Annotated in this window: 22 protein-coding genes and 2 tRNA genes; 20 read left to right on the top strand and 4 right to left on the bottom strand. The window is 68.5% G+C overall.

Annotated features, from left to right (window positions below; translation table 11 throughout):
- Positions 1-150: 150 nt before the first annotated feature.
- Positions 151-492 carry a hypothetical protein gene (locus WD026_RS04815; protein ID WP_425722502.1) on the top strand — a complete coding sequence of 114 codons (342 nt, stop codon included), beginning with the start codon at positions 151-153 and terminating at the stop codon, positions 490-492.
- An 8-nt stretch (positions 493-500) separates the two neighbouring features.
- Positions 501-1202, top strand: a complete 702-nt coding sequence (locus WD026_RS04810; RefSeq protein WP_425722501.1) for an SIMPL domain-containing protein — start codon at positions 501-503, stop codon at positions 1200-1202.
- 11 nt (positions 1203-1213) lie between these two features.
- Here the strand turns inward: WD026_RS04810 and WD026_RS04805 are convergent, their stop codons facing one another.
- Complete coding sequence (locus WD026_RS04805; protein ID WP_425722500.1) at positions 1214-1984, bottom strand: 3-hydroxybutyrate dehydrogenase; 771 nt, start codon at positions 1982-1984, stop codon at positions 1214-1216.
- 89 nt (positions 1985-2073) lie between these two features.
- On the opposite strand from WD026_RS04805, the gene WD026_RS04800 reads away from it, so the two are divergent.
- The 5 genes from WD026_RS04800 (at position 2074) to rimO (ending at position 7590) form a co-directional block, all read left to right on the top strand.
- The gene (locus tag WD026_RS04800) at positions 2074-2985 is read left to right on the top strand and encodes an alpha/beta fold hydrolase (protein WP_425722499.1); all 912 of its coding nucleotides are present in this window, start codon (positions 2074-2076) and stop codon (positions 2983-2985) included.
- Between the two features lie 10 nt (positions 2986-2995).
- On the top strand, positions 2996-5248 hold the full coding sequence (locus WD026_RS04795; RefSeq protein WP_425722498.1) for a RelA/SpoT family protein: 2253 nt from the start codon (positions 2996-2998) through the stop codon (positions 5246-5248).
- A 42-nt stretch (positions 5249-5290) separates the two neighbouring features.
- A tRNA-Val gene (locus WD026_RS04790) sits at positions 5291-5367 on the top strand.
- A gap of 261 nt (positions 5368-5628) precedes the next feature.
- Positions 5629-6168, top strand: a complete 540-nt coding sequence (phaR, locus tag WD026_RS04785) for a polyhydroxyalkanoate synthesis repressor PhaR (protein ID WP_425722497.1) — start codon at positions 5629-5631, stop codon at positions 6166-6168.
- Between the two features lie 36 nt (positions 6169-6204).
- Positions 6205-7590, top strand: a complete 1386-nt coding sequence (gene rimO / locus WD026_RS04780) for a 30S ribosomal protein S12 methylthiotransferase RimO (protein ID WP_425722496.1) — start codon at positions 6205-6207, stop codon at positions 7588-7590.
- A gap of 128 nt (positions 7591-7718) precedes the next feature.
- On the opposite strand, the gene WD026_RS04775 is transcribed toward rimO, so the two are convergent.
- Positions 7719-7803: transfer RNA gene (locus WD026_RS04775), tRNA-Leu, on the bottom strand.
- 49 nt (positions 7804-7852) lie between these two features.
- Here WD026_RS04775 and rnr point away from each other — a divergent pair.
- Both rnr and WD026_RS04765 read left to right on the top strand, forming a co-directional pair.
- The gene (gene rnr / locus WD026_RS04770; protein ID WP_425722495.1) at positions 7853-10081 is read left to right on the top strand and encodes a ribonuclease R; all 2229 of its coding nucleotides are present in this window, start codon (positions 7853-7855) and stop codon (positions 10079-10081) included.
- A 26-nt stretch (positions 10082-10107) separates the two neighbouring features.
- A complete protein-coding gene (locus WD026_RS04765; RefSeq protein WP_425722494.1) occupies positions 10108-10653 on the top strand; it encodes a YggT family protein in 546 nt (181 codons plus the stop codon).
- A 15-nt stretch (positions 10654-10668) separates the two neighbouring features.
- Here the strand turns inward: WD026_RS04765 and WD026_RS04760 are convergent, their stop codons facing one another.
- Together WD026_RS04760 and WD026_RS04755 are read right to left on the bottom strand one after the other, a co-directional pair.
- The gene (locus tag WD026_RS04760; protein ID WP_425722493.1) at positions 10669-12231 is read right to left on the bottom strand and encodes an NAD(P)H-hydrate dehydratase; all 1563 of its coding nucleotides are present in this window, start codon (positions 12229-12231) and stop codon (positions 10669-10671) included.
- 32 nt (positions 12232-12263) lie between these two features.
- Positions 12264-13523, bottom strand: a complete 1260-nt coding sequence (locus WD026_RS04755; RefSeq protein ID WP_425722492.1) for an FAD-dependent oxidoreductase — start codon at positions 13521-13523, stop codon at positions 12264-12266.
- Positions 13524-13759: 236 nt separating this feature from the next.
- On the opposite strand from WD026_RS04755, the gene rpsB reads away from it, so the two are divergent.
- The 11 genes from rpsB (at position 13760) to lpxD (ending at position 25112) form a co-directional block, all read left to right on the top strand.
- Positions 13760-14515: a 30S ribosomal protein S2 gene (gene rpsB / locus WD026_RS04750; RefSeq protein WP_425722491.1), complete on the top strand. Its 756-nt coding sequence runs from the start codon at positions 13760-13762 to the stop codon at positions 14513-14515.
- Between the two features lie 119 nt (positions 14516-14634).
- Complete coding sequence (gene tsf, locus WD026_RS04745) at positions 14635-15528, top strand: translation elongation factor Ts (protein WP_425722490.1); 894 nt, start codon at positions 14635-14637, stop codon at positions 15526-15528.
- A gap of 152 nt (positions 15529-15680) precedes the next feature.
- Positions 15681-16391, top strand: a complete 711-nt coding sequence (gene pyrH / locus WD026_RS04740) for a UMP kinase (RefSeq protein ID WP_425722489.1) — start codon at positions 15681-15683, stop codon at positions 16389-16391.
- Between the two features lie 35 nt (positions 16392-16426).
- Positions 16427-16987, top strand: coding sequence for a ribosome recycling factor (frr, locus tag WD026_RS04735; protein ID WP_086119554.1), 561 nt, complete (start codon positions 16427-16429; stop codon positions 16985-16987).
- A gap of 38 nt (positions 16988-17025) precedes the next feature.
- A complete protein-coding gene (gene uppS / locus WD026_RS04730; protein ID WP_425722488.1) occupies positions 17026-17787 on the top strand; it encodes a polyprenyl diphosphate synthase in 762 nt (253 codons plus the stop codon).
- Positions 17780-18613 (top strand): phosphatidate cytidylyltransferase, encoded by an 834-nt coding sequence (locus WD026_RS04725; protein WP_425722487.1) that lies wholly within the window; start codon positions 17780-17782, stop codon positions 18611-18613. Before uppS ends, WD026_RS04725 begins: the two co-directional genes overlap by 8 nt.
- Positions 18614-18627: 14 nt before the next feature.
- Entirely contained in the window at positions 18628-19809 is a 1182-nt protein-coding gene (gene ispC, locus WD026_RS04720) for a 1-deoxy-D-xylulose-5-phosphate reductoisomerase (RefSeq protein WP_425722486.1), read from the top strand.
- Positions 19810-19819: 10 nt separating this feature from the next.
- Complete coding sequence (gene rseP, locus WD026_RS04715; protein WP_425722485.1) at positions 19820-21184, top strand: RIP metalloprotease RseP; 1365 nt, start codon at positions 19820-19822, stop codon at positions 21182-21184.
- 13 nt (positions 21185-21197) lie between these two features.
- Positions 21198-23534, top strand: a complete 2337-nt coding sequence (gene bamA / locus WD026_RS04710) for an outer membrane protein assembly factor BamA (protein WP_425722484.1) — start codon at positions 21198-21200, stop codon at positions 23532-23534.
- A gap of 5 nt (positions 23535-23539) precedes the next feature.
- Complete coding sequence (locus WD026_RS04705; RefSeq protein WP_425722483.1) at positions 23540-24052, top strand: OmpH family outer membrane protein; 513 nt, start codon at positions 23540-23542, stop codon at positions 24050-24052.
- 10 nt (positions 24053-24062) lie between these two features.
- A complete protein-coding gene (gene lpxD, locus WD026_RS04700) occupies positions 24063-25112 on the top strand; it encodes a UDP-3-O-(3-hydroxymyristoyl)glucosamine N-acyltransferase (protein WP_425722482.1) in 1050 nt (349 codons plus the stop codon).
- Positions 25113-25116: the final 4 nt, after the last annotated feature.

Raw genomic sequence — 25116 nt, 5'->3', positions numbered from 1 at the left:
TGTAACAAACGCGAGTATGGCAGCGCCAAGTGCTTGTCAGCAATGGGATTTTGTTTTCCTGACAGGCTGTTACAGAAGTTGCGGGTACACCCTCCAGTGTCAACGGATCGCCTCGCACAATGCCCCGTCACACCCTGCAAGGCAACCACGATGAAAGCAACCGCATGGATGGGCGCCGGCCTTCTGGCCCTGCCCCTGCACCTGGCCTGGGCCAACGGCGACCGCAACGCTGCGGAGGCCGCCAACCCGCCCGGTATGGCCACCGGCACTCCAAACGATGCCGGCATGGTCGTGCCCCTGAGCCCGCCCGTGGTCGAGACCGATGCCCCGGTCGAGACCCGGCCGACGCCCCGCCTGCGCGATTCGCTCAGGCAGTCGGCCGACAACGGCAGCGAGCCCTTCCAGCCCTATCGGCTGTCGCTCGAAGAGCGTCAGCGCATGCGGGAGCAGCTGCGCCACCATGGCACCATCGAGTTCCGCCTCAAACCCTGAAAGCCTGCATGAACCGAGTCGTCGTTTCCGCTTTCCTTGCCTTCTTTGCCCTGACGCAAGCGCCGGCCTGGGCGCAGGCTGCGCCGGTGCAGCAGCAGATCAGCCTGAGCGCCAGCGGCCATGTGGAGGCGCCGCAGGACTGGCTGACCGTGCGCATGGGCCTGACCCGCGAGGGCGCCGACGCTGCCACGGTGCAGAACCAGCTCAAGGCCGCCATCGACGCGGCACTCACCACCGCCCGGGCCCAGGCCCGCAGCCGGCAGATGGAGGTGCGCAGCGGCGCCTTCGGGGTGTCGCCCCGCTACGGCCGCGACGGCAAGATCAACGGCTGGCAGGGATCGGCCGAGGTGGTGCTGGAGGGGCGTGACGTGGCGCTGATCACCGCCACCGCCGGCAAGCTGCCCACGCTCACCGTCAACAGCATGGGTTTCTCGCTCTCGCGCGAGGCGCGCCGCCAGCTTGAATCGGAGGTGCAGGCCCAGGCCATCGAACGCTTCCGGGCCCGTGCGGCAGAAGTGACCAAGGCCTTCGGCTTCAGCAGCTACACGCTGGGCGCGGTGAGCATCTCGTCCACCGACGAGGGCGCCCGACCCATGCCGCGCATGATGGCCATGGAAGCCAAGGCCGCCATGGCCGATGCGCCATTGCCGGTGGAAGCCGGCACCGACACGGTGTCGGTCACCGTGTCGGGCTCCATCACCGTCCGTTGATTCCGCGCGGCTTACTGGGCGGCCCAGCCGCCGTCCATGTTCCAGGCCACGCCGCGCACATTGGCGGAGGCCGGACCGCACAGGAACACCGCCAGTTCGCCCAGCTCGTCCGGCGTGGTGAACTGCATCGAGGGCTCCTTCTCGCCCAGCAGCAGCCGAGTGGCTTCCTCGTTGCTCACGCCCAGCGCGGCGGCGCGGGCATCCACCTGTTTCTGCACCAGCGGCGTCAGCACCCAGCCCGGGCAGATGGCATTGCAGGTCACGCCGGTGGTGGCGGTCTCCAGGGCGGTGACCTTGGTCAGGCCCACGATGCCGTGCTTGGCCGCCACATAGGCCGACTTTTCGGCCGACGCCACCAGCCCGTGGACGGAAGCGATGTTGATGATGCGGCCCCAGTTGGCCTCACGCATGGCCGGCAGGGCCAGGCGCGTGGTGTGGAAGGCGCTGCTGAGGTTGATGGCGATGATGGCGTCCCAGCGCTCCACCGGGAAGTTCTCCACCTTGGCCACATGCTGGATGCCGGCGTTGTTGACCAGCACGTCCACGCGACCGAACTCGCGGGCGGCGAAGGCCATGAGGTCCTCGATCTCGGCCGGCTTGCTCATGTCGGCGCCGTGGTAGGCCACCTTCACGCCCAGCGCAGCGATCTCGGCCTTGGCGGCCTCCACTTCGCCGAAGCCGTTGAGGACGATGTTGGCGCCCTGGCGGGCCAGCGCCTTGGCGATGCCAAGGCCGATGCCGCTGGTGGATCCGGTGACGAGGGCGGTCTTGCGCGCGAGCATGGGGTTCTCCTGTTCCTTTACGATGGGGGTCAGCTTTTCGCGGTCGATTATCAAGGACCGCCGATACCCTCTCCGGTGACCCTCACGCCATGACCGAACCCGTTCTCCAGCACCTTGTCGTTGTTCCCGAAGGCACGCCCGGCGGCCCGCGCCGCATGGCCTGGTGGGACTGGCCCTGCACCGGCACCGACAACGGCCACGTGGTGGTGTGCGTGCATGGCCTGTCCCGCCAGGGACGCGACTTCGATGTGCTGGCGCGTGCCCTGCAATCGCACGCCCGCGTGGTGTCGGTCGACGTGGCCGGGCGGGGCCACAGCGACCGGCTGGCCGATCCGGCGGGCTACCAGGTGCCCACCTACGCCACCGACATCGCCCAGCTGCTCATGGCGCTGCGCCAGCAGCGGCCGGATGCGCGCATCGACTGGGTCGGCACCAGCATGGGCGGCCTGATCGGCATGGCACTGGCGGCGCAGCCCGGCCTGGGCATCCGCCGGCTGGTGCTCAACGATGTGGGTCCGGCCATCCAGTGGGAGGCGTTGCAGCGCATCGGCAGCTACGTGGGCACCAACCCCTCGTTCGACACCGAGCAGCAGGCCATCGATTACCTGGCGACCATCTCCACCGGCTTCGGCCCGCACACGCCCGAGCAATGGGCAGCCTTGTCGCGCCCCATGCTGCGGCAGCGGGACGGCCGCTGGTGGCTGCACTACGACCCCGCCATTGCTGCACCCTTCCGGCAGATGGCGGCCGATGCCCAGGCCGCCCAGGCATCGGCCCAGGCCGGTGAGGCGTTGCTGTGGTCGCTGTTCGACGCCATCACCTGCCCGACGCTGCTGCTGCGCGGCGCCGACTCCGATCTGCTGTCGGCCGCCACCGCGCAGGCCATGGCGCAGCGCGGACCGCGTCCCCGGGTGGTCACCTGGCCGGGGGTGGGGCATGCGCCCACCCTGGTGAGTCCGGACCAGGTGGCGGTGGTGCGCGATTTCCTGCTGGCCGACTGATCTCCCGGCCATGAAACGCGCTGCACCCACTGGGCCGAACGAGGCCCCCGCTGCCGCATCGGCCATCGTCGCGGCCACGGCGGCGAGCCTGCCCTCGGGCGACCAGGCCCTGCAACGTTCCCGCGCCTTCGCCGAGCCATTGCTCTCGGGCGAGACGCTGGACACCGGCGAGAACACCCTTGCCCACGCCGACGCCGTGGCCCGCATCCTGGCCGACATCGGCGGTTCCGAGGCCATGCAGGCGGCGGTGTACCTGGTGTATGCGTGCCAGCACCTCAACCGGCCGCAGGAGGTGATCGCCAAGGCATTCGGTGAACACTTCGCGGCGCTGGCGGTGGAGACCACCAAGCTGGTGCAGCTGCAGCGGCAGGCCCGTCAGCGTGCCACCGAGCAGCAGGCCGACGCGGCCGGCGGCAAGGCCTCGGCCACCGGGCTCACCGCCGGCCAGACCGAGAACGTGCGCAAGATGCTGCTGGCCTTCTCGCGCGATCTGCGGGTGGTCATGCTGCGGCTGGCCTCGCGCCTGCAGACGCTGCGCCACCACGCGGCCAGCAAGCTCGATCCGGGTCAGGCCCTGGCCAGCGAGTCGCTGCACGTGTTTGCGCCGCTGGCCAACCGGCTGGGCATCTGGCAGATCAAGTGGGAGATGGAGGACCTGGCCTTCCGTTTCCTGGAGCCCCAGACCTACAAGGACGTGGCCCGCCTGCTCGACGAAAAACGGGCCGAGCGCGAGGCCCATGTCGACCAGGCCCGCCAGCAGCTGCAGCTGGCCTTGCTGGAGCAGGGCATATCGGCGTCGGTGCAGGGCCGGCCCAAGCACATCTACAGCATCGTCAAGAAGATGCGCGGCAAGGGGCTGGGCTTCGACCAGGTGTTCGACATCCGCGCCCTGCGGGTGATCGTGCCGCAGCTGGCCGACTGTTATGCGGTGCTGTCCTGGGTGCACGCCCATTTCACGCCGGTCCCGGACGAGTTCGACGACTACATCGCCAAGCCCAAGCCCAACGGCTACCAGTCGCTGCACACCGTGGTGCGCGACGCGCAGGGCAGGGCGTTCGAGATCCAGATCCGCACCCAGGCCATGCACGACCATGCCGAGCACGGCGTGGCCGCGCACTGGGCCTACAAGGAGGCCGGCGCCAAGGGTTATGCGGGTGTGTCGGCCAGTTCCGAATACGACGCCAAGATCGCGGTGCTGCGCCAGCTGCTGGCCTGGGAGCGCGATCTCAGCGGTGCGGCCCCGGGGCTGTTCGACGACCGCATCTATGTGCTCACGCCGGACGCCGCCATCGTGGAGCTGCCGCAGGGCGCCACACCGGTGGACTTTGCCTACACGGTGCACACCAACCTGGGGCACCGCTGCCGGGGCGCGCGGGTGGACGGCGCCATGGTCACGCTCAACACGCCGCTGCAGAACGGGCAGACGGTGGAGATCACCGCGGCCAAGGAAGGCGGTCCGTCGCGCGACTGGCTGAATCCGGAACTCGGTTACCTGGTGAGCCATCGCGCCAAGGCCAAGGTGCGGGCCTGGTTCAATGCGCTGGCCCTGCAGGAGACCACCGCCCGTGGTCGCGATGCGGTGGAGAAACTGCTGCAGCGCGAGGGCCGCACGGCGCTCAAGTTCGACGATCTGGCCACCGCGCTGGGCCTGGCCTCGGCGCAGGAGCTGTTCGAGCAGGTGGGCAAGGACGAGCTGTCGCTGCGCGCCATCGAGACCCACCTTCGCCCTGTGGAACCCCAGGCGGCGCCGGAGGCTGCCAGCAGCTGGGTGCGCAAGCCGCGCCGCCAGGCCGGTGGTGATGCCGGCCGGGTGCTGGTGGTCGGCGTGGAGTCGCTCATGACGCAGCTGGCCAAGTGCTGCAAGCCGGCGCCCCCGGACGACATCGGCGGCTTCATCACCCGGGGCAAGGGCGTGAGCGTGCACCGCAGCGACTGCTCCGATTACCAGCACCTGTGCCGCAAGGCACCGGACCGCGTGATCGCCGTGGAATGGAGCGGCCAGGGATCGTCCGGCCGCGACGGCAAGCCCACGGTGTATCCGGTGGATGTGGGCATCGAGGCGCTGGACCGCCAGGGCCTGCTGCGCGACATCTCCGACGTGTTCGCCCGCGAAAAGATGAACGTGATCGGCGTGCAGACCCAGACCGTGCGCGACATCGCCTGGATGACCTTCACCATCGAGGTGACCGATGCCCGGCAGGTGGCCCGTGCCATGGCCGTGGTCAGCGACGTGCCCGGGGTGCGGATGGTGCGCCGCAAGTGAGCGTGCTTGTGCGTGCTATACTGCGAGGCTTGCAACGATTTCAGGCGCGTAGCTCAGCTGGTTAGAGCACCACCTTGACATGGTGGGGGTCGTTGGTTCGAGTCCAATCGCGCCTACCACACACCGATGTGGAATCCACAGGGCCTGGCGGCATCGCCAGGCCCTGTTTCTTTTTTGGCGGCGGCCACACACGCCCGCTGCTGGAACCCTGTCTTGTCGGGCCTTGTCCCGGAGCTGGGGGACGTCCCGGTCCTTTCGGTCCGAGGGCCTCGTTGTTGCACAGGGAAAACCCATGCACACTCCCGGGGCGGGGTTTCTAGAATTCCGAAGCTCTCCGAGATGGCCCCGCTGCCATTGTGTTCCCGCTCTGAAAGTTCCCAGTGCACAAATCCAAGGCCGACACCGCCCGCCCCGCCGAATCGGTGCGGGTGATCAAGAAGTACCCCAATCGCCGGCTGTACGACACCGACACCTCGTCCTACATCACGCTGGCAGAGGTCAAGGCACTGGTCATGGACAGCGAGCGATTTGTCGTGCGGGACGCCAAGACCAACGAAGACCTGACCCGCAGCATCCTGCTGCAGATCATCCTGGAGGAAGAAACGGCCGGTGTGCCCATCTTCACCGAGCAGGTGCTGGCCAACATCATCCGGTTCTATGGCCATGCCATGCAGGACTTCATGGGCTCTTACCTGGAGAAGAACGTCCAGATCTTCATGGACCTGCAGCACAAGATGGCCGAGCAGTCGTCCGGCATGAACCCGGAGGCCTGGAAGCAGTTCATGAATGCCCAGTCGCCCATGATGCAGGGCATGATGGGCACTTACATGGAGCAGTCGCGCAGTGCCTTCGCGCAGATGCAGGAGCAGATGCAGAAGAACAGCGAGCAGATGCTGGCGGCCTTCGGCCTCAAGCGCTGAACCATCCGCCGGCATGGGTCTGAGACAATCGGGCCCATGAGCGAATCCCTTCAGACACCGGGCGCCTCCGTGCCCAAGGTCGGTTTCGTGAGCCTGGGCTGCCCCAAGGCCCTGACCGATTCCGAACTCATCCTCACGCAACTCAGCGCCGAGGGTTACCAGACCTCCAAGACCTTTGCCGGCGCCGACCTGGTGATCGTCAACACCTGCGGATTCATCGACGACGCGGTGCGCGAAAGCCTGGACACCATCGGCGAGGCGCTGGCCGAGAACGGCAAGGTCATCGTCACCGGCTGCCTGGGCGCGCGCGAAGGCGAGGGCGGCGGCAACCTGGTGCGCCAGATGCACCCCAGCGTGCTGGCCGTCACCGGCCCGCACGCCACGCACGAGGTGATGGAGGCGGTGCACACCCACCTGCCCAAGCCGCACGACCCGTTCGTGGATCTGGTGCCGCCACAAGGCATCAAGCTCACGCCACGCCACTACGCCTACCTCAAGATCAGCGAAGGCTGCAACCACCGCTGCACCTTCTGCATCATCCCCAGCATGCGGGGCGATCTGGTGAGCCGACCCATCGGCGATGTGCTCACCGAAGCCCGCAAGCTGTTCGAGGCCGGCGTGAAGGAACTGCTGGTGGTGAGCCAGGACACCTCGGCCTACGGGGTGGACGTGCAGTACCGCACCGGCTTCTGGGACGGCAAGCCGGTCAAGACGAAGATGTTCGATCTGGTGCGCACGCTGGGCGAACTCGCCAAACCCTTTGGTGCCTGGGTGCGGCTGCACTATGTGTATCCGTACCCGCACGTGGACGACATCATCCCGCTCATGGCCGAAGGCCTGGTGCTGCCGTACCTGGACGTGCCGCTGCAGCACAGCCATCCCGATGTGCTCAGGCGCATGAAGCGTCCGGCCAGCGGCGAACGCAACCTGGAGCGCATCGCCCGGTGGCGCGAGATCTGTCCCGAGATCGTGGTGCGCAGCACCTTCATCGCCGGTTTTCCGGGCGAGACCGAAGCCGAGTTCCAGCACCTGCTCGACTTCGTGCGCGAGGCGCAGATCGACCGCGCCGGCTGCTTTGCGTACTCGCCGGTGGAAGGCGCAGCCGCCAATGCCCTGGCCGATCCGGTGCCCGATGCCATGCGCGAGGAGCGCCGTGCCCGTTTCATGGCCGTGGCCGAGGGCGTGTCGGCCGAGCGTCTGCGCCGTCGGGTCGGTGCCACCCTGCAGGTGCTGGTGGACTCGGCCCCGGGCCTGGGCAAGAAGGGCGGTGTGGGCCGCAGCTACGCGGACGCGCCCGAGATCGATGGTGTCGTGCGGCTGCTGCCGCCCGAGAAGATCAGCAAGACCCTGAAGGTGGGCGAGTTCACGCGGGCCCGCGTGGTGGCCGCCGAAGGGCACGACCTGCTGGCGGTCCCGATTTGACGGACCGCCTGTGCGCCCATGCCGGACCTGTGGTCCGCATGGGCGTTGCCGTGTGTGGCTGCGCTGTGTGCGCTGTCATCACGGCAAAGAAAAAGGCCAGCAAACTTGCGTTTGCTGGCCTTTATGATTGGTGCCCAAGAGAGGACTCGAACCTCCACGCCTCTCGGCGCTAGTACCTGAAACTAGTGCGTCTACCAATTCCGCCACCTGGGCATCTCAGGAAGACCGCAAGTATAGCATCAAAAAATTGATCGACAAAACAGTGAACGAAAAAAACAGCCTGCTGGCCGAATTCGAAGGCGTCGTCTCGGGTCATCGCGATGGACACGGCTTCGTGATCAGGGACGATGGACAGGCCGACATCTATCTCCCTTCCAACGAAATGCGCGCGGTGCTGCACAAGGACCGCGTCAAGGCCCGCATCGTGCGGCTGGACCGCAAGGGCCGTCCGGAAGGACGCGTCACCGAGATCCTGGAGCGGTCTGACGCGCCCATCATCGGCCGCCTGCTGCAGGAAAGCGGCGTGTGGCTGGTGGCGCCGGAGGACAAGCGTTACGGCCAGGACGTGCTGATTCCCAAGGGGGCCACCGGCTCGGCCAAGCCGGGTCAGGTGGTGGTGGTCGAACTCACCGAGCCGCCGGCCCTGTACGGCCAGCCGGTGGGCCGCATCAAGGAGGTGCTGGGCGAGATCGATGACCCCGGCATGGAGATCGAGATCGCGGTGCGCAAGTACGGCGTGCCGCACGCCTTCTCCGAGGCTGCGCTGGCCCAGGCGCGTGCGCTGCCCGACCATGTGCGCGCTGCCGACCTCCAGCACCGCGTCGATCTGCGCGACGTGCCGCTCGTGACCATCGACGGCGAGGACGCCCGCGATTTCGACGACGCCGTCTACTGCGAGCCGGCCAAGGTCGGGCGCGGCAAGGGCTGGCGCCTGCTGGTGGCCATTGCCGATGTGAGCCACTATGTGGAGACCGGTTCGGCCATCGACGTGGACGCCTACGACCGCGCCACCTCGGTGTATTTCCCGCGCCGGGTGATCCCCATGCTGCCGGAGAAGCTGTCCAACGGCCTGTGCTCGCTCAACCCCGGGGTGGAGCGGCTGTGCATGGTGTGCGACATGCTCATCAACGCCAAGGGCGAGATCCACGCCTACCAGTTCTACCCGGCGGTCATGTTCAGCCATGCGCGCTTCACCTACACCGAGGTGGCGTCCATCCTGCAGAACACGCGAGGCCCCGAGGCACAGGCCCGCAAGCCGCTGGTGCCGTACCTGCTGAACCTGCACGATGTGTACCGGGCGCTGCTGCAGGCCCGCCAGGCGCGTGGTGCGGTGGACTTCGAGACGGTGGAAACCCAGATCGTGTGCGACGAATCCGGCCGCATCGAACGCATCGTGCCGCGAACCCGCAACGATGCCCACAAGCTGATCGAGGAGGCCATGCTGGCGGCCAACGTGTGCTCGGCCGAGTTCATCGAGCAGGGCAAGCACACCGGGCTGTTCCGCGTGCACGAAGGCCCCACACCCGAGAAGCAGGAAATCCTGCGCAACTACCTCAAGGCCATGGGGGTGCAGCAGACGATCACCGACAACCCCAAGCCCATGGAGTTCCAGCAGATCGCGGCGGCCACCAAGGACCGGCCCGAGGCCCAGCAGATCCACACCATGCTGCTTCGCTCCATGCAGCAGGCCATCTACACCCCGGTCAACAGCGGGCACTTCGGCCTGGCGTTCGAGGCCTACACCCACTTCACCAGCCCTATCCGCCGTTACCCGGACCTGCTGGTGCACCGCGTCATCAAGGCCATCCTGACGCAACGGCGCTACCAGCTGCCGGCCCTGCCCACGCCGGGCGAGGCCCATGCCAAGCTCAGCAAGCGGCTGGCCAGCCGCGCGCGCCCCTCCGATGTGCCGCCGCGCAAGCTGCCGGCCGACACCCTGGCCTGGCAGGCCGCCGGCCTGCACTGCAGCGCCAACGAGCGCCGTGCCGACGAGGCCAGCCGCGACGTGGAGGCCTGGCTCAAGTGCAAGTACATGCGCGAGCACCTGGGCGAAGAGTTCAGCGGCGTGGTGAGTTCGGTCACCAGCTTCGGCCTTTTTGTCACGCTCGACGCCATGTATGTGGAAGGCCTGGTGCACATCACCGAGCTGGGGGGCGAGTACTTCCGGTTCGACGAGGCCCGCCAGGAGCTGCGCGGCGAGCGCACCGGCATCCGCTATGCCCTGGGCACGCGGGTGGACGTGCAGGTCAGCCGGGTCGACCTGGATGGTCGCCGCATCGACTTCCGCCTGGTCACGCCCGACGACGACCTGGTGGGGCGCGCCATGCGCGAGAAAGCGGGCGCCGAGGCATCCGGTGCGCGGGAGCGCAAGGCGCGCCGTGCCGACAAGGCGCCCATCACCGACATGAAGACGGCGGTGCGCAAGGCCGCCAGCAAGAAGGCCGCCAAGACCGGCGGCAACGGGAAATCCCGCAAGGGCCGCCGGGGCTGATCGCCCCGCGACCTACACTCACGCCCATGCGCATCGTTCTGTTCCTGCTCGACACCCTGTTCTTCTTTCTGGTGGCCGCCGCCCTCCTGCGGGCCTGGATGAATCTGCAAAGGGTGCAGATGTCGGTGCAGCCCGGGCGTTTCGTCATGGCCATCACCGACTGGATCGTCAAGCCCGTGCGCCGGGTGTTGCCGCGCGCCCTGGCCCAGTCCCGCATCGACTGGGGCAGCCTGGTCTCGGCCGAACTGCTGGCCCTGCTGCATGCCATCCTGAGCTTGCTGCTGGTGCAGGGCGCCATGGCGTTCCAGCAGGCCGACTGGCTGGCGGCTGTGCCGCTGATGTCCGGTGTCTTCCTGCTGCGCACCGTGCTGCAGGGGCTGATGCTGCTCCTCATCGTCTACGCCGTGCTGAGCTGGGTGCAGCCGCACTCGCCGGTCATGGGCATGCTGGACCGCCTGCTGGCACCGCTGCTGCGCCCCATCCGCAACGTGGTGCCGCTGGTGGGGGGCGTGGACCTGTCGGTCCTGCTGCTGATCGTGCTGCTGCAGGTCGGCCTGATGGTGGTGGGCTGAAGCCCGCCGGGCCCCTCAGACCGGGCTGACGCTGCGGGCCAGGGCGGCCGCCGTGAGCGTGCCCTGGCTCGGATCCCACGCATCGGCGATGGCCCCGTGTGCATGCACCGCGCGGCAGACCTGCCGGGTCACCGCCTCGGGCTGCCGCGCGATGGCCGCAGCCACCATGCCTGCCAGCACATCGCCGGTGCCTGCCGTGGCCAGGCGCGCATTGCCGCTGGCATTGATCCAGGGCCGGTCCTGCGGGGTGGCCACCACGGTGCCGGCACCCTTGAGCACGCACACCACCTGCAGGCGCTGCGCCAGCCCGCTGGCGGCGCCCAGCCGGTCCGACATCACATCGGCGGTGCTGCAGCCCAGCAGACGGGCCGCTTCCAGCGGGTGCGGCGTGATGACGGTACGCATCCACCCACGGCGCTGCAGGGCCTCCCGCAGAGCCGGATCCCGGGCCACGGCATTCAGGCCGTCGGCGTCCAGCACCAGCCGCGCCGCGTGCGCCAGCACGGTCGCCAGCCCGTCGGAGACGGTCGCCCCCCCGCCACAGCCGGCCACCACGGTCAGGCTGGCCAGCAGCTCCGGATCCAGCAGGGCGGGAGCGTGGCGCAGCATCAGCTCGGGCTGCATCGGGTCCCACTCGGGCGCGGCAGGCGTTGCCGGCACCCCCAGGTAGACCCGGCCGGCGCCGCCATGCAGCGCGGCCCGTGCTGCCAGCACCGCTGCTCCCGCCATGCCCTGACCGGTGCCGGCCAGCGACTGTCCCGGCAGGACCGCCACGTCCCCATAGCTGCCCTTGTGGGCGGTGTGCGGGTGGTCGGACTTGTCGTCGTGGGGCATGTCGAAGCCGCCCCAGCGGGCCGCCACCGGCGCGTCGTCGGGAATGGCCACGCCCAGGTCGTCGAGCCAGACCTCACCGGCCAGGTCGCGCCCGTGGCCGGTGAGCAGACCGGGCTTGAGCGTGAGCATCGACAGCGTGACCCGTGCGGCACGCCGGGTTCGTGCGGGCCCGTCCCAGCGCCCGGTGTCGGCGTCCAGCCCGGAGGGCAGGTCGATGCACAGCACCGGGCGGGGGTCGGCGGCCAGCGACCAGGCGGCAGAGGCCAGGGGTCCGGGTTCCAGCGCGCGGGCACCGATGCCCAGCAGCGCGTCGATCAGCACGTCGGCGTCCTGCCCCCAGGGGGCGGACCCGTCCGGTGCTTCGGGCAGCGGTCGCAGGTCGACCCCGGCGGCCTGTGCCTGTTGCAGCGCATCGGCGGCATCGGCGGGCAGGGAGCGTCCTGGCGCCTGCAGCAGCCATGCCCTGACACGACCCTGGCCCAGCGACTGCAGATGCCGCTGCAGCGCAGCTGCAGCCACCAGCCCGTCGCCGCCGTTGTGGCCCGGTCCGCAGACCACATCGATGTGCCGGGCCTGTGGCTGCCACGCCCGCAGCAGCCGCGCCACCGAGTGGCCGGCGCGGTCCATCAGGGTGCCGGGCGGGTGCAGGGCCAGGGCGCCGGCCTCGATGACGCGGGTGGTGGCCACGTCGTGCAGGCGTTCCTGCTGCGAAGGATCCAGACGGCGGGGCAGGGTAGGGGTCATGCAGCGTGCGTCCTGGGCCGGTCAGGCCGTGTTCAGAGCCCTCGGCGGGTGGGCAGGAACGGACGGGCGTCCAGGGTGGGGGCCTGTCCGGACATCTCGTCGGCCAGCAGGCTGGCCGCGCCGCCCGCCTGGCTCCAGCCGGCTTCACCGTGACCCACGTTCAGCCACAGGCCGGGCACCCGGGTGGGGCCGATCAGGGGCGGCCCTTCGGGCAGCACCGCCTGGGTTGCCTGCCATTCCTGCAGGCTGCTGCGTGGGCCCCCCATGCGCGCCGCGCCCGGAAACCAGTCCAGCAGCGCGTCGTAGAGCTGGCGCAACGTGTCTGCGTCGGGAGGCGCATCGGCCCTGGACAGCAGCCGTCCGCCGCTCACCCGGACCCGTTGACCCAGCCGGGTGATGCTGATGCCGGTGGCGGCGTCCAGCACCCCCGAGACCGGTGCGTCCAGCGGCTCCCGCAGCGGCGCGCTCACCGAACACGCCTGCACGCCCATCACCGGCAGGCGCAGACCGTGGTCATGCAGCAGAGCCCTCGCGCCGGTGCCGTTGCAGAGCACCACCACATCGAAGGGCTCGCCCGGCAGCCCGGCGCGTTGCACCTCGATGCCGCCCTGAGGACGCTGCACCAGGGCCGACACCGCCTGCCCCATCTCGAACCGGCAACCCGACTCCAGCGCCGCCTGCCGGACCAGCAGTGCCCATTCGCGCGCATTCGCCACGCCGGCGGCCGGCAGTTCGATGGCGCCCGCCAGCGGGGTGTCGGCGCGCAGGGCCGGCTCGATCTGGCGTGCGGCGGCGGCGTCGAGTTCGCGGCACGGGGTGCCCCATTGGCGAAGCCGCGCCACCACCGGCTGCGCCCAGTCCTGCTCGCGCCGGGACCGCAGCAGCACCAGCAATCCATCGGACCGGTCGTGGTCGAGCTGCAACCGGTTCTGCAGTTCGGCCATGACCTCCTGGCTGCGAACCGACAGGGCATGGAGCGCGGCCAGGTCATCGTCGTTCCGGGCCGACGGCGTCTGGCGCCGCCACTGCAGCAGCCAGCCCCAGCGGGACAGGCCGGGCCAGCCGCGCAGGGTCAGGCGGGTGCCGGCGCCGCTGGCTGCGGTGCCGAAGCCCCGTGTCGGTCCGCGCCAGGGCTGGTGCCAGCCGGCGCCGGTCAGGCCGCCCGGGGCAAAGCTGGCTCCCTCCGCGGCGCGGGAGGCCCGCTCGAACACCGTGACGGCGTGGCCTTCCTCGGTCAGGCGATGGGCTGCGGCGATGCCGACAACCCCTGCGCCGATGATGGCGACCTTCATGCATCACCCCCCGCGTGGGACAGGCGTGCAGGCAGGTGGGCGGGGGGGTGCAAGGGCATGGGTCGGGAGGGGGAGAAGGTGACTGCTATAATCGACAGGCTTTGCACCCCACGGTGCAGGCCAATCGCAAACCAGCCCGACCAGGTGTCGGACCTGTCGATGACCCAACCCTTTCAGGGCGGCGCGGCAGACCGATCGGGGCTGGATTTTAGACACAACCTCTGGAAAGAAATCCCATGTCGATCTCCATGCGCGAAATGCTGGAAGCCGGTGTCCATTTTGGCCACCAGACCCGCTTCTGGAACCCCAAGATGGCCCCCTACATCTTCGGCCATCGCAACAAGATTCACATCGTCAACCTCGAGAAGACGCTGCCCCTGTTCGAAGAGGCGCAGAAGTTCGTGCGCCAGCTCTCCGCCAACCGCGGCACCATCCTGATGGTGGGCACCAAGCGCACCTCGCGCGAGATCGTGGCGGCTGAAGCCCGCCGCGCCGGCGTTCCCTTCGTCGACCAGCGCTGGCTGGGTGGCATGCTGACCAACTTCAAGACGGTCAAGACCTCCATCAAGCGCCTGAAGGACATGCAGGCCCAGCAGGAAGCCGGCCTGGACAGCATGACCAAGAAAGAGCAGCTGCTGTTCGCCCGCGAAATGGAAAAGCTGGAGAAGGACATCGGCGGCATCCAGGACATGACCGCACTGCCGGACGCCATCTTCGTGATCGACGTGGGCTTCCACAAGATCGCCGTGCTGGAAGCCCAGAAGCTGGGCATCCCGCTGGTGGGTGTGGTGGACACCAACCACTCGCCGGCCGGCATCGACTACGTGATCCCTGGCAACGACGACTCGGCCCGCGCCGTGGCCCTGTACGCCCGTGGCATCGCTGACGCCATCCTCGAAGGCCGCGCCAACGCCGTGACCGACGTGGTCAAGGCCGTGGCTGCCGAAGGCGCCGACGAGTTCGTGGAAGTCAAGGACGGCGCTGCCGCCTGATCGCCCACCGCGTGCGCAGGAGGGGCTCGCGTAGCCCCTTTTTCACACCCTGCCGCCGGATACACACCGAATTTCAACCGCCTGCCCGGGTGTCCTGGCAGGCCACAGGAGAAAGCAACATGGCAATTACCGCAAGCATGGTCGCCGAACTGCGCGCCAAGACCGACGCCCCCATGATGGAGTGCAAGAAGGCCCTGACCGAGGCCGGCGGCGACATGGCCAAGGCCGAAGAGCTGCTGCGCGTCAAGCTGGGCACCAAGGCCGGCAAGGCGGCCAGCCGCGTGACCGCCGAAGGCGTGGTCGCTTCCCACATCGACGGCACCACCGGTGCCCTGATCGAAGTCAACTGCGAGACCGACTTCGTCACCAAGAACGACAGCTTCCTGGCCCTGGCCGCCGCCGCTGCCCGCCTGATCGCCGAGCACAACCCGGCCGACATCGAAGCCCTGGGCGCGCTGCCCTACAGCCAGGACGGCTTCGGCCCCACCCTGGAAGAGGTCCGCAAGGGCCTGATCGGCAAGATCGGCGAGAACATGTCCTTCCGCCGCTTCAAGCGCTGGGCCAACGGTGGCCAGCTGGCCGGTTACCTGCACGGCACCCGCATCGGCGTGGTGGTGGAGTTCGACGGTGACGCCGTGGCCGCCAAGGACGTGGCCATGCACGTGGCCGCCATGAAGCCGGTCTCCCTGACATCGGCCGACGTGCCCGCCGACCTGATCGAGCGCGAGCGCTCGGTCGCCGCCGCCAAGGCCGCCGAATCCGGCAAGCCGGCCGACATCGTGGCCAAGATGGTCGAGGGTTCGGTGCAGAAGTACCTGAAGGAGGTCTCCCTGACCGACCAGGTCTTCGTGAAGGCCGCTGACGGCAAGCAGACCGTGGGCGCCTACCTCAAGAGCGCCGGCACCAACGTCAAGGGCTTCACCCTGTACGTGGTGGGCGAGGGCATCGAGAAGAAGGTGGACGATTTCGCCGCCGAAGTGGCCGCCCAGGTGGCTGCCGCCAAGGGCGCCTGACACCGGCCTGCCGGGCAACCGGCAAGCTCTCACTGCAACGGGCCGCAAGGCCCGTTGTCACATCCGGCGACGACTCGACGGCCGCCTGCTGGCCGCTACACTTCGCCGGTGACATTTCCGGATTCCAAGAACCGCTCTGCGCAAGGTCATTCATGCCAGCCTACAAACGGATACTGCTGAAGCTGTCGGGGGAGGCCCTCATGGGCGACGACGCATTCGGCATCAACCGCGCCACCATCGTCCGCATGGTGGATGAAATCGCCGAAGTCACCCGCCTGGGCGTCCAGGTCGCCATCGTCATCGGTGGCGGCAACATCTTCCGCGGCGTGGCCGGCGGCTCGGTCGGCATGGACCGGGCCACGGCCGACTACATGGGCATGCTGGCCACGGTCATGAACTCCCTGGCCCTGGCCGACACCATGGAGAAGGCCGGTCTGGTGGCCCGCGTGATGTCGGCCATTGCCATCGAGCAGGTGGTCGAGCCCTATGTGCGCCCCAAGGCCCTGCAGTACCTGGAAGAGGGCAAGGTGGTGGTGTTTGCGGCCGGTACCGGCAACCCCTTCTTCACCACCGACACGGCAGCCGCCCTGCGCGGTGCCGAGATCGGTGCCGAGGTGGTGCTCAAGGCCACCAAGGTGGACGGTGTCTACACCGCCGACCCGAACAAGGACAAGACCGCCACCCGCTACACCACCATCAGCTTCGACGAGGCCATGGCCCGCAACCTGCAGGTGATGGACGCCACCGCCTTCGCCCTGTGCCGCGACCAGAAGCTGCCGGTCAAGGTGTTCTCGATCTTCAAGCCGGGCGCGCTGCGCGCCGTGGTCACCGGTGCCGACGAAGGCACCCTGGTCCACGTCTGAGACGCCCCGTTGTTCCATCTTTCCCCGGAGATTCCATGACCATTGCCGACATCCGCAAGAACGCCGAGCACAAGATGCAGCAGTCGATCGAGGCGTTCAAGAACAGCCTGACCAAGGTGCGCACCGGTCGCGCCAACCCCCAGCTGCTCGACACGGTGCATGTGGACTACTACGGCTCCATGCTGCCGCTGTCCCAGGTGGCCAACCTGTCCCTGCTGGACGCCCGCACCATCGGTGTGGCGCCGTGGGAAAAGGGCATGGGCGCCAAGATCGAGAAAGCCATCCGTGAATCCGATCTGGGTCTGAACCCGGCCACCCAGGGCGACCTGATCCGCGTGCCCATGCCGCCCATGACCGAAGAGCGCCGCCGCGAGCTGACCAAGGTGGTCAAGGGCGAGGGCGAGGCCGCCAAGATCGCCATCCGCAACCTGCGCCGCGACGCCAACGAGGCGGTCAAGAAGCTGGTCAAGGACAAGCTGGCCTCCGAAGACGACGACCGCCGTGCCCAGGAAGACATCCAGAAGCTGACCGACCGCATGATCGCCGAGGTGGACAAGCTGGTGGCTTCCAAGGAACAGGACATCATGGCCGTCTGACCGTCCCCCCGACCCCTGCATCTGCCGACCGCGCCACCGTGACCCACGCCCCCCCCACTTCCACCAGCCGCGTGCCCGCCCATGTGGCCATCGTCATGGACGGCAACGGACGCTGGGCCCGGCAGCGCTGGATGCCGCGGGTGGCGGGTCACAAGCAGGGGGTGGAGGCGTTGCGCCGGGTGGTGCGTGCCAGTCTGGAGCGCGGCATCCAGGTGCTGACCGTGTTCGCGTTCTCCTCCGAGAACTGGAGCCGTCCTGCGGACGAAGTCTCCGGCCTGATGGACCTGCTGGTGCTGGGCCTGCAGCGCGAGGTGCCCAGCCTGTCCGAGAACGGGGTGCGGCTCCACTTCCCGGGTGACCGCGACGGTCTGTCGGCCCGGGTGGTGCAGGGCCTGTATGCAGCCGAGCAGCAGACCGCCCACAACCGCCGCATGGTCCTCAACGTGTGCTTCAACTACGGCGGACGCTGGGACGTCGTGCAGGCAGCCCGGCGGCTGGCCGCCGAAGGGCGCGAGATCACCGAGGACAGCCTCTCGGGTGCCATGGCGCTGTCCCATGTGGCCGACCCCGACCTGCTGATCCGCACCGGGGGCGAGGTGCGCATCAGCAACTTCCTGCTCTGGCAGTCGGCCTACACTGAGTTCGTCTTCACCGACACCCTGTGGCCGGACTTCGACGCCGAGGCACTCGACCGCGCCCTGGCCGAATTCGCCCGGCGCGAACGCCGCTTCGGCAAGACGTCCGAACAGGTGGCGGACGCCCAGGCGCCCGCCATGGCCGACACCCGTCTCCATGCTTAAACAGCGCGTCATCACCGCAGTGGTCCTGCTGGCCATCCTGCTCCCCGCGCTGTTCCATGCCTCCATCGCACCGTTTGCCGGCTTCACCCTGTTGCTGATCGTGGCTGCGGGCTGGGAGTGGTCGCGCCTCAATGGCTGCGGACCGCTGGCCTCGCGCCTGATCGGCCTGGGCCTGGGGGCGGTGCTGCTGGCCCTGTGGCTCTCTGGCGGTCTGGAGCGCGACTGGCGCGCGCTGTGGTTGCTGGTGGGCGGCCTGTGGCTGGCGCTGGCGGTGGTCATGCTGTGGCGCGGCGTGGCGGGCTGGGGGCGCTGGCCCGCGCCGCTGCGCCTGTGGCTGGGTCTGTTCCTGCTGGCCTGTGCCTGGCTGGCCCTGGTGCAGGCGCGCCTGCAGAGCCTGAGCTTTCTGCTGTCGGTGCTGCTGCTGGTCTGGGTGGCCGACATCGCGGCCTATGCCGGCGGACGCACCCTGGGGCGCCGCAAGCTGGCGCCCAGCATCAGCCCCGGCAAGAGCTGGGAAGGCGCCATCAGCGGCCTGCTGGGCGTGATGCTGCTGGCCGGTGGCTGGGTGCTGGCCGATGCGTCCGGCTGGGGCGACGGCCACAGCCTGTATGCGCGCCTGGCCGCACACGGCTGGCTGGTGGCCCTGCCGGCCTTGCTGGGCCTGACCGCCATGAGCGTGGCGGGCGATCTGGTGGAGTCGCTGGTCAAGCGCTCGGCCGGCGTCAAGGACTCCAGCCAGTTGCTGCCTGGCCATGGCGGCGTGCTCGACCGGGTGGATGCCCTGGTGCCGGTGCTGCCCCTGGCCATGATGCTCTCCACCTTCTGACACTGTCCCATCGCATGCAGACCCTTACCGTCCTGGGCTCCACCGGCTCCATCGGCACCAGCACCCTGGATGTGGTGGCCCGCCATCCTGACCGTTACCGCGTTCATGCGCTGACCGCGTCCACCCAGGTCGACCTCATGCTGGCGCAGTGCCAGCGCTTCCGTCCCGCCGTGGCGGTGATGGCCGGCGAGCCGCAGGCAGCGGCGCTGCGCGAGCGCTGCCGGGCCGAAGGCCTGGCGGTGGAAGTGCGGTCGGGCGAGGCTGCCCTGTGCGAGGTGAGTGCCGATCCGGCGGTCGACATGGTGATGGCCGCCATCGTGGGCGCCGCCGGCCTGGCGCCGGCACTGGCCGCTGCCCGCGCCGGCAAGAAGCTGCTGCTGGCCAACAAGGAGGCGCTGGTGGTCGGGGCCGACCTGTTCATGCAGGCGGTGCGGGAGGGCGGGGCCACCCTGCTGCCCATCGACAGCGAGCACTCGGCCATCTTCCAGTCGCTGCCCGAAGACCCGTCCACCTGGGACCGGCGGGTGGACCGCATCGTGCTCACCGCCTCCGGTGGTCCGTTCCGCACCCGCGACCCGGCCACCCTGTCCGATGTCACGCCCGATCAGGCCTGCGCCCATCCCAACTGGGTCATGGGCCGGAAGATCTCGGTGGACTCGGCCACCATGATGAACAAGGCACTGGAAGTGATCGAGGCGCGTTACCTCTTCGGTCTGCCGCCCGAACGCATCGAGGTGGTGATCCATCCGCAGAGCGTGGTGCATTCCATGGTGCAGTACCGCGATCACTCCATCGTGGCCCAGCTCGGCACGCCCGACATGCGGGTGCCGATCGCCTATGGGCTGTCGTGGCCCGAGCGCATCGAGTCCGGCGCTCAGCCGCTCGATTTCTCCAAGCTCGCATCGCTCACCTTCGAAAAGCCGGACGCTGCCCGTTTCCCCGGCCTGCCGCTGGCCTGGGAGGCCCTGGCCGGGCCCACCGGCACCACGGCGGTGCTCAATGCTGCCAACGAGGTGGCCGTGGCGGCCTTCCTGGAGGGTCGTCTGCGGTTCGACCGCATCCATGCGGTCAACCGTGCAACTTTGACCAGCCTCGTGCCCTCCAAGCCGGGCAGCGTGGATGACCTGATGGCCATCGACGCCCAGGCCCGGTCGATGGCCCAGTCCCACGTCCGGCACTTCGAATCCACTTCCTGAGCGCTCCGCCATGCTGACCGTCGTTGCCTTCATCGCTGCCCTGGGCCTGCTGATTGCCGTGCACGAATACGGTCACTACCGGGTGGCGGTGGCCTGCGGCGTGAAGGTGCTGCGCTTTTCGGTCGGCTTCGGCAAACCCCTGTTCACCTGGCGCCGGGCCGGCAGTCCCACCGAGTACGTGATCGGTGCGCTGCCCCTGGGCGGCTATGTGCGCATGCTGGACGAGCGCGAGGGGCCGGTCGACCCGGCCGAGCGCCACCTGGCCTTCAACACCCAGTCGCTGAAGAAGCGCGCCGCCATCGTGGCGGCCGGCCCGGCGGCCAACCTGCTGCTGGCGGTGCTGCTGTACGCCGTGGTCAACTGGGTCGGGGTGCAGGAGCCGCAGCCGGTGCTCTCCGGGCCGGTGGCCGGGTCGCTGGCCGAGAAGGCCGGGCTCCAGGGCGGCGAACGCGTGGTGCGTGCCGCCTTCGCCGAGGACGAGCCCACGGCCGTGCGCTCCTTCGAGGACCTGCGCTGGCGACTCACCCAGGGTGCGCTGGACGGCCGCGACATGACCCTGTGGGTGGGCCGGAACCCGGAGGATGCCGGGCGCCCGGTGCTGCTGCCGCTCTCCAGCCTGCAGGTCCGCGAAGCCGATGCTTCGCTGTTCCAGCGCATCGGCATCACCGCACCGTACAGCCCGCCCGAGGTGGGGGAGGTCATGGACGGTGGTGCGGCCCAGGCGGCCGGCCTGAAGGCCGGCGACCGGGTGCAGTCGGTGGACGGCATCGCGGTCAAGGATGGCCAGCACCTGCGCACCCTCATCCGCAGCGGCGTGGGCCCCGCCGGCGAGGAGCGCACCCAGCAGTGGCGTGTGCTGCGGCAGGGGCAGCTGGTGGATGTCGAGGTCCGGCCGGCGCCCGAGCAGCGCGATGGCGTGTGGCTCGGCCGTGTCGGCGCCTACATCGGCGGGTTGCCCGCCATGACCACCGTGGACCACGGCCCGGTGGACGGGCTCTGGCAGGGGGTGGTGAAGACGGCCGAGGTGTCCTGGCTCACGCTCAAGATGATGGGCCGCATGCTGATCGGCGAAGCGTCGCTGAGCAACCTCAGCGGACCCCTCACGATTGCCGATTACGCCGGCAAGTCGGCCAGCCTCGGCATCACCCCTTACATCCTGTTCCTGGCCCTCATCAGCGTCAGTCTGGGCGTGCTCAACCTGCTGCCACTGCCGGTCCTCGATGGGGGGCACCTGATGTATTATCTTTGGGAGGGTGTGACGGGGCGTCGCATCTCCGACGTCTGGATGGATCGCCTGCAGCGGGGCGGCGTCATGGTTCTCATGGCGCTCATGTCCATCGCCTTGTTCAACGATGTGGCCCGCCTCGCAGGCTGAACGCTTCCTTCTCATGAAATTCAAGAAATCCGGTTTTCGCGGCCTCACGCTCACCGTGCTCGCGTCAACCCTGATGGCGGCCTTGCCCGCCTGGGCGGTCGATCCGTTCACCGTCCGCGACATCCGCGTCGAAGGTCTGCAGCGCGTCGAGCCCGGCACCATCTTCGCGTCGCTGCCGTTCCGCATCGGCGACCAGTACAACGACGACAAGGGTTCCAGCGCGATCCGCTCGCTGTTCGGCCTGGGTCTGTTCAGCGATGTGCGCATCCAGGTCGATGGCGACGTGCTCACCGTGATCGTGGAAGAGCGTCCCACCGTGGCCGACGTGAGCTTCTCCGGCATCAAGGAGTTCGACGCCGAGACCCTGCGCAAGTCGCTGCGCGACATCGGTCTGGCCGAAGGCCGCCCGTTCGACAAGGCGCTGGCCGACCGTGCCGAGCAGGAGCTCAAGCGCCAGTACATCACCCGCAGCATGTACGCCGCCCAGGTGGTGACCACCGTCACCCCGACCGAGCGCAACCGCATCAACCTGAACTTCAGCGTGGTCGAGGGCGACATCGCGCGCATCACCGACATCCGCATCGTCGGCAACCGCGCCTTCTCGGAGTCCACCCTGCGCGATCTGTTCGACCTCAACACCGGCAACTGGCTGAGCTGGTACACCAAGTCCGACCGCTACTCGCGCGCCAAGCTCAACGCCGACATCGAGACGCTGCGTTCCTACTACCTGACCCGCGGCTTCCTCGAGTTCCGCATCGACTCCACCCAGGTGGCCATCACCCCGGGCAAGGACGAGATGTCCATCACGCTCAACATCACCGAGGGCGACCGTTACGTGGTGTCGTCGGTGGCACTGGAAGGCGAGTACCTGGGCCGCGAGAACGAGTTCAAGACCCTGGTCACGCTCAAGCCCGGCGAGGCCTACAACGTCGAGGATCTGACCGCCACCACCAAGGCCTTCACCGAGTACTTCGGCGCCTTCGGCTATGCCTTCGCCCAGGTGGAAGCCACGCCCGACATCGACCGGGCCAACAAGCGGGTGGCCTTCGTCATCCGCGCCCAGCCCTCGCGTCGGGTGTACGTGCGCCGCATCAACGTGGAAGGCAACAACCGCACCCGCGACGAAGTCATCCGCCGCGAGTTCCGCCAGTTCGAATCGGCCTGGTACGACAGCGACCGCATCCGCCTCTCGCGCGACCGCGTGGACCGCCTGGGTTTCTTTACCAACGTGTCCATCGACACCCAGGCCGTGCCGGGTTCGCCGGACCAGGTGGACCTGACCGTGGCGGTGGCCGAAAAGCCCACCGGCAACCTGACCCTGGGCGCCGGCTACGGCCAGGCCGAGGGCCTGTCGCTGGTGGCCGGCATCCGGCAGGAAAACGTGTTCGGCTCCGGCAACTACCTGGGCATCGACGTCAACACCAGCAAGTTCAACCGGCAGGTGGTGCTGAGCACGACCGACCCGTACTTCACGCCCGACGGCGTGTCGCGCAGCTTCGACGCCTACTACCGCACGACCCGCCCCTACGGCACCCAGACCCAGGACCTGGGCGACTACCGCCTGATCACCAAGGGCGTGAGCACCCGGTTCGGCGTGCCCTTCACCGAGCAGGACACGGTGTTCTTCGGCGTGGGTGTGGAGCAGACCACCATCGAGGACGGCAGCTTCCTGCCCGATGCTTACGCCAGCTACCGCGACCAGTTCGGTGCCACCAGCAACACGCTCCCGCTGACCGTGGGCTGGGCCCGCGATTCCCGCGACAGCGCCCTGGTGCCCACCACCGGCCGTTACCAGCGCTTCAACACCGAGGTGGCCGTGGCGGGTGACGCCCGCTACGTCAAGGCCAACTACCAGTTCCAGCAGTACATCCCGCTGAGCAAGAAGTACACCCTGGCCTTCAACACCGAGCTGGGTTACGGCAAGGGCTTTGGCGGCAAGCCATACCCCATCTTCAAGAACTTCTTCGGCGGTGGTCTGGGGTCGGTGCGCGGCTTCGAGCAGGGTACCCTGGGCCCGCTCTCCAACGTCCGCAACACCAATCCGGTGCAGCAGCTCAACATCGGCGGCAACCAGAGCTTCGCCTTCAACGCCGAATTCATCACCCCGTTCCCGGGTGCCGGCAACGACCGCACGCTGCGCATGTTCGGCTTCTTCGACGTGGGCAACGTGGCCAACTCGGAGGTGGCCGGATCGCCCGGCCTGTTCTCGGACCTGCGCGCCTCGGTCGGTATCGGCCTGAGCTGGATCTCGCCGGTGGGTCCGCTGCGGTTCGCCATCGCCAGTCCCATCCGCAAGCAGCCGCAGGATAAAATCCAGCGTTTCCAATTCCAGATCGGAACCTCGTTTTGATGAACATGTCTTCGTTTGCCCGCCGTCTTGTCCTGTCCTTGTTCATGGGTCTGGCCCTGCTGGCCGGTCCGGCCATGGCACAGGCCACCAAGATCGGCGCCATCAACGTCGAGAAGATCCTGCGCGAGTCGAACACCGCCAAGGCGGTGTCGGCCAAGCTGGAGCAGGATTTCTCCAAGCGTGAGCGCGACATCCGCACGGCGGCCGACCAGTTCCGCGCTGCGGTGGAAAAGTTCGAGAAGGAGGGTCCGACCATGGCCGAGAGCCAGCGGGCCAATCGCCAGCGCCAGCTCGCCGAGCAGGAGCGCGACATCCAGCGCCGCCAGCGCGATTTCCAGGAAGAGCTCAACCTGCGCCGCAACGAGGCCCTGCAGCAGGTGGTCGAGAAGCTCAACCGTGTGGTGCGCCAGATTGCCGAATCGGACAAGTACGACCTGATCGTCTCCGAGGCCTACTACATCAACCCGCGCGTGGACATCACCGACAAGGTCATGTCCGCCCTCGACAGCGCGAAGTGACGGGCGGCGCATGGCCGCGCTGCTGAACCACATCGTGCAGGCCCTGGGTGGGGCACTGCACGGATCCCCCGACCGAAGCATTCATCGGCTGGCACCGCTGGACACAGCAGGGCCGGCCGATCTGTCGTTCGTGTCCCATCCCCGTTATGCCCGGCAGATCGACACCACCCAGGCGGGTGTGTTGATCGTGCCGCCGGCCTTGCAGGCGGCCGCCAGCGCGCGGGGCGACTGCATCGTCACGGACGACCCCTACCTGTACTTTGCCCGCCTGACCCAGTGGTGGAAGCAGCAGCATGCCGCTGCCCAGCCGGCGGGCATTCACCCGTCTGCGGTGGTGGATGCCTCGGCGGTGGTCGGGGAGGGCGTGAGCATCGGCCCGTTTGCCGTGGTGGGCCCGGGGGTGCGTCTGGGCAACGGCGTGTCGCTGGGCGCACACACGGTGCTCGAGGCCGGTGTGGCAGTGGGGGAGGGCAGCCGCCTGTATGGCCAGGTGACGGTGCGCGAGGCCTGTTCCCTCGGGCAGCGCTGCATCGTGCATCCGGGCGTGGTGATCGGCGCCGACGGGTTCGGCTTTGCTCCGCATGGCGGGCAATGGATCAAGATCGAGCAGCTGGGCGCGGTGCGCATCGGCGACGATGTGGAGATCGGCGCCAACTGCTGCATCGACCGCGGTGCACTGGACGACACGGTGATCGGCAACGGGGTGAAGCTCGACAACCTGATCCAGATCGGCCACAACGTGAAGATCGGCGATCACACGGCCATGGCCGGCTGCGTAGGCGTGGCGGGCAGTGCCACCATCGGCGCGCGCTGCACCGTGGGCGGTGGCGCCATCGTGCTGGGGCATCTGACGCTGGCCGACGGGGTGCACATCTCGGCCGCCTCGGTGGTCACGCGCTCCATCCTGCAGCCGGGCCAGTACACCGGCATGTTCCCCATCGACGACAATGCCGCCTGGGAAAAGAACGCCGCTTCGCTCAAGCAGCTCAACCGCCTGCGCGAGCGCCTCAAGGCCGCCGAACACGCCATCGCGCAGGCCCTTCACAAGAACACCGACTGACCAC

The organism is Hydrogenophaga sp. R2, from assembly GCF_049843595.1.
Taxonomy (GTDB): Bacteria; Pseudomonadota; Gammaproteobacteria; order Burkholderiales; family Burkholderiaceae_C; genus Hydrogenophaga.
The sequence above is the reverse complement of the archived record's forward strand: the minus strand, read 5'-3'. Positions and strand labels throughout refer to the sequence as shown.

Bases quoted from the DNA above. Each gene is read 5' to 3' on its own strand.
- WD026_RS04815 (WP_425722502.1), top strand. From the start codon at position 151: ATGAAAGCAACCGCATGGATGGGCGCCGGCCTTCTGGCCCTGCCCCTG.
- WD026_RS04810 (WP_425722501.1), top strand. From the start codon at position 501: ATGAACCGAGTCGTCGTTTCCGCTTTCCTTGCCTTCTTTGCCCTGACG.
- WD026_RS04805 (WP_425722500.1), bottom strand. From the start codon at position 1,984: ATGCTCGCGCGCAAGACCGCCCTCGTCACCGGATCCACCAGCGGCATC.
- WD026_RS04800 (WP_425722499.1), top strand. From the start codon at position 2,074: ATGACCGAACCCGTTCTCCAGCACCTTGTCGTTGTTCCCGAAGGCACG.
- WD026_RS04795 (WP_425722498.1), top strand. From the start codon at position 2,996: ATGAAACGCGCTGCACCCACTGGGCCGAACGAGGCCCCCGCTGCCGCA.
- rimO (WP_425722496.1), top strand. From the start codon at position 6,205: ATGAGCGAATCCCTTCAGACACCGGGCGCCTCCGTGCCCAAGGTCGGT.
- WD026_RS04765 (WP_425722494.1), top strand. From the start codon at position 10,108: ATGCGCATCGTTCTGTTCCTGCTCGACACCCTGTTCTTCTTTCTGGTG.
- WD026_RS04760 (WP_425722493.1), bottom strand. From the start codon at position 12,231: ATGACCCCTACCCTGCCCCGCCGTCTGGATCCTTCGCAGCAGGAACGC.
- WD026_RS04755 (WP_425722492.1), bottom strand. From the start codon at position 13,523: ATGAAGGTCGCCATCATCGGCGCAGGGGTTGTCGGCATCGCCGCAGCC.
- rpsB (WP_425722491.1), top strand. From the start codon at position 13,760: ATGTCGATCTCCATGCGCGAAATGCTGGAAGCCGGTGTCCATTTTGGC.
- tsf (WP_425722490.1), top strand. From the start codon at position 14,635: ATGGCAATTACCGCAAGCATGGTCGCCGAACTGCGCGCCAAGACCGAC.
- pyrH (WP_425722489.1), top strand. From the start codon at position 15,681: ATGCCAGCCTACAAACGGATACTGCTGAAGCTGTCGGGGGAGGCCCTC.
- frr (WP_086119554.1), top strand. From the start codon at position 16,427: ATGACCATTGCCGACATCCGCAAGAACGCCGAGCACAAGATGCAGCAG.
- WD026_RS04725 (WP_425722487.1), top strand. From the start codon at position 17,780: ATGCTTAAACAGCGCGTCATCACCGCAGTGGTCCTGCTGGCCATCCTG.
- ispC (WP_425722486.1), top strand. From the start codon at position 18,628: ATGCAGACCCTTACCGTCCTGGGCTCCACCGGCTCCATCGGCACCAGC.
- rseP (WP_425722485.1), top strand. From the start codon at position 19,820: ATGCTGACCGTCGTTGCCTTCATCGCTGCCCTGGGCCTGCTGATTGCC.
- bamA (WP_425722484.1), top strand. From the start codon at position 21,198: ATGAAATTCAAGAAATCCGGTTTTCGCGGCCTCACGCTCACCGTGCTC.
- WD026_RS04705 (WP_425722483.1), top strand. From the start codon at position 23,540: ATGTCTTCGTTTGCCCGCCGTCTTGTCCTGTCCTTGTTCATGGGTCTG.
- lpxD (WP_425722482.1), top strand. From the start codon at position 24,063: ATGGCCGCGCTGCTGAACCACATCGTGCAGGCCCTGGGTGGGGCACTG.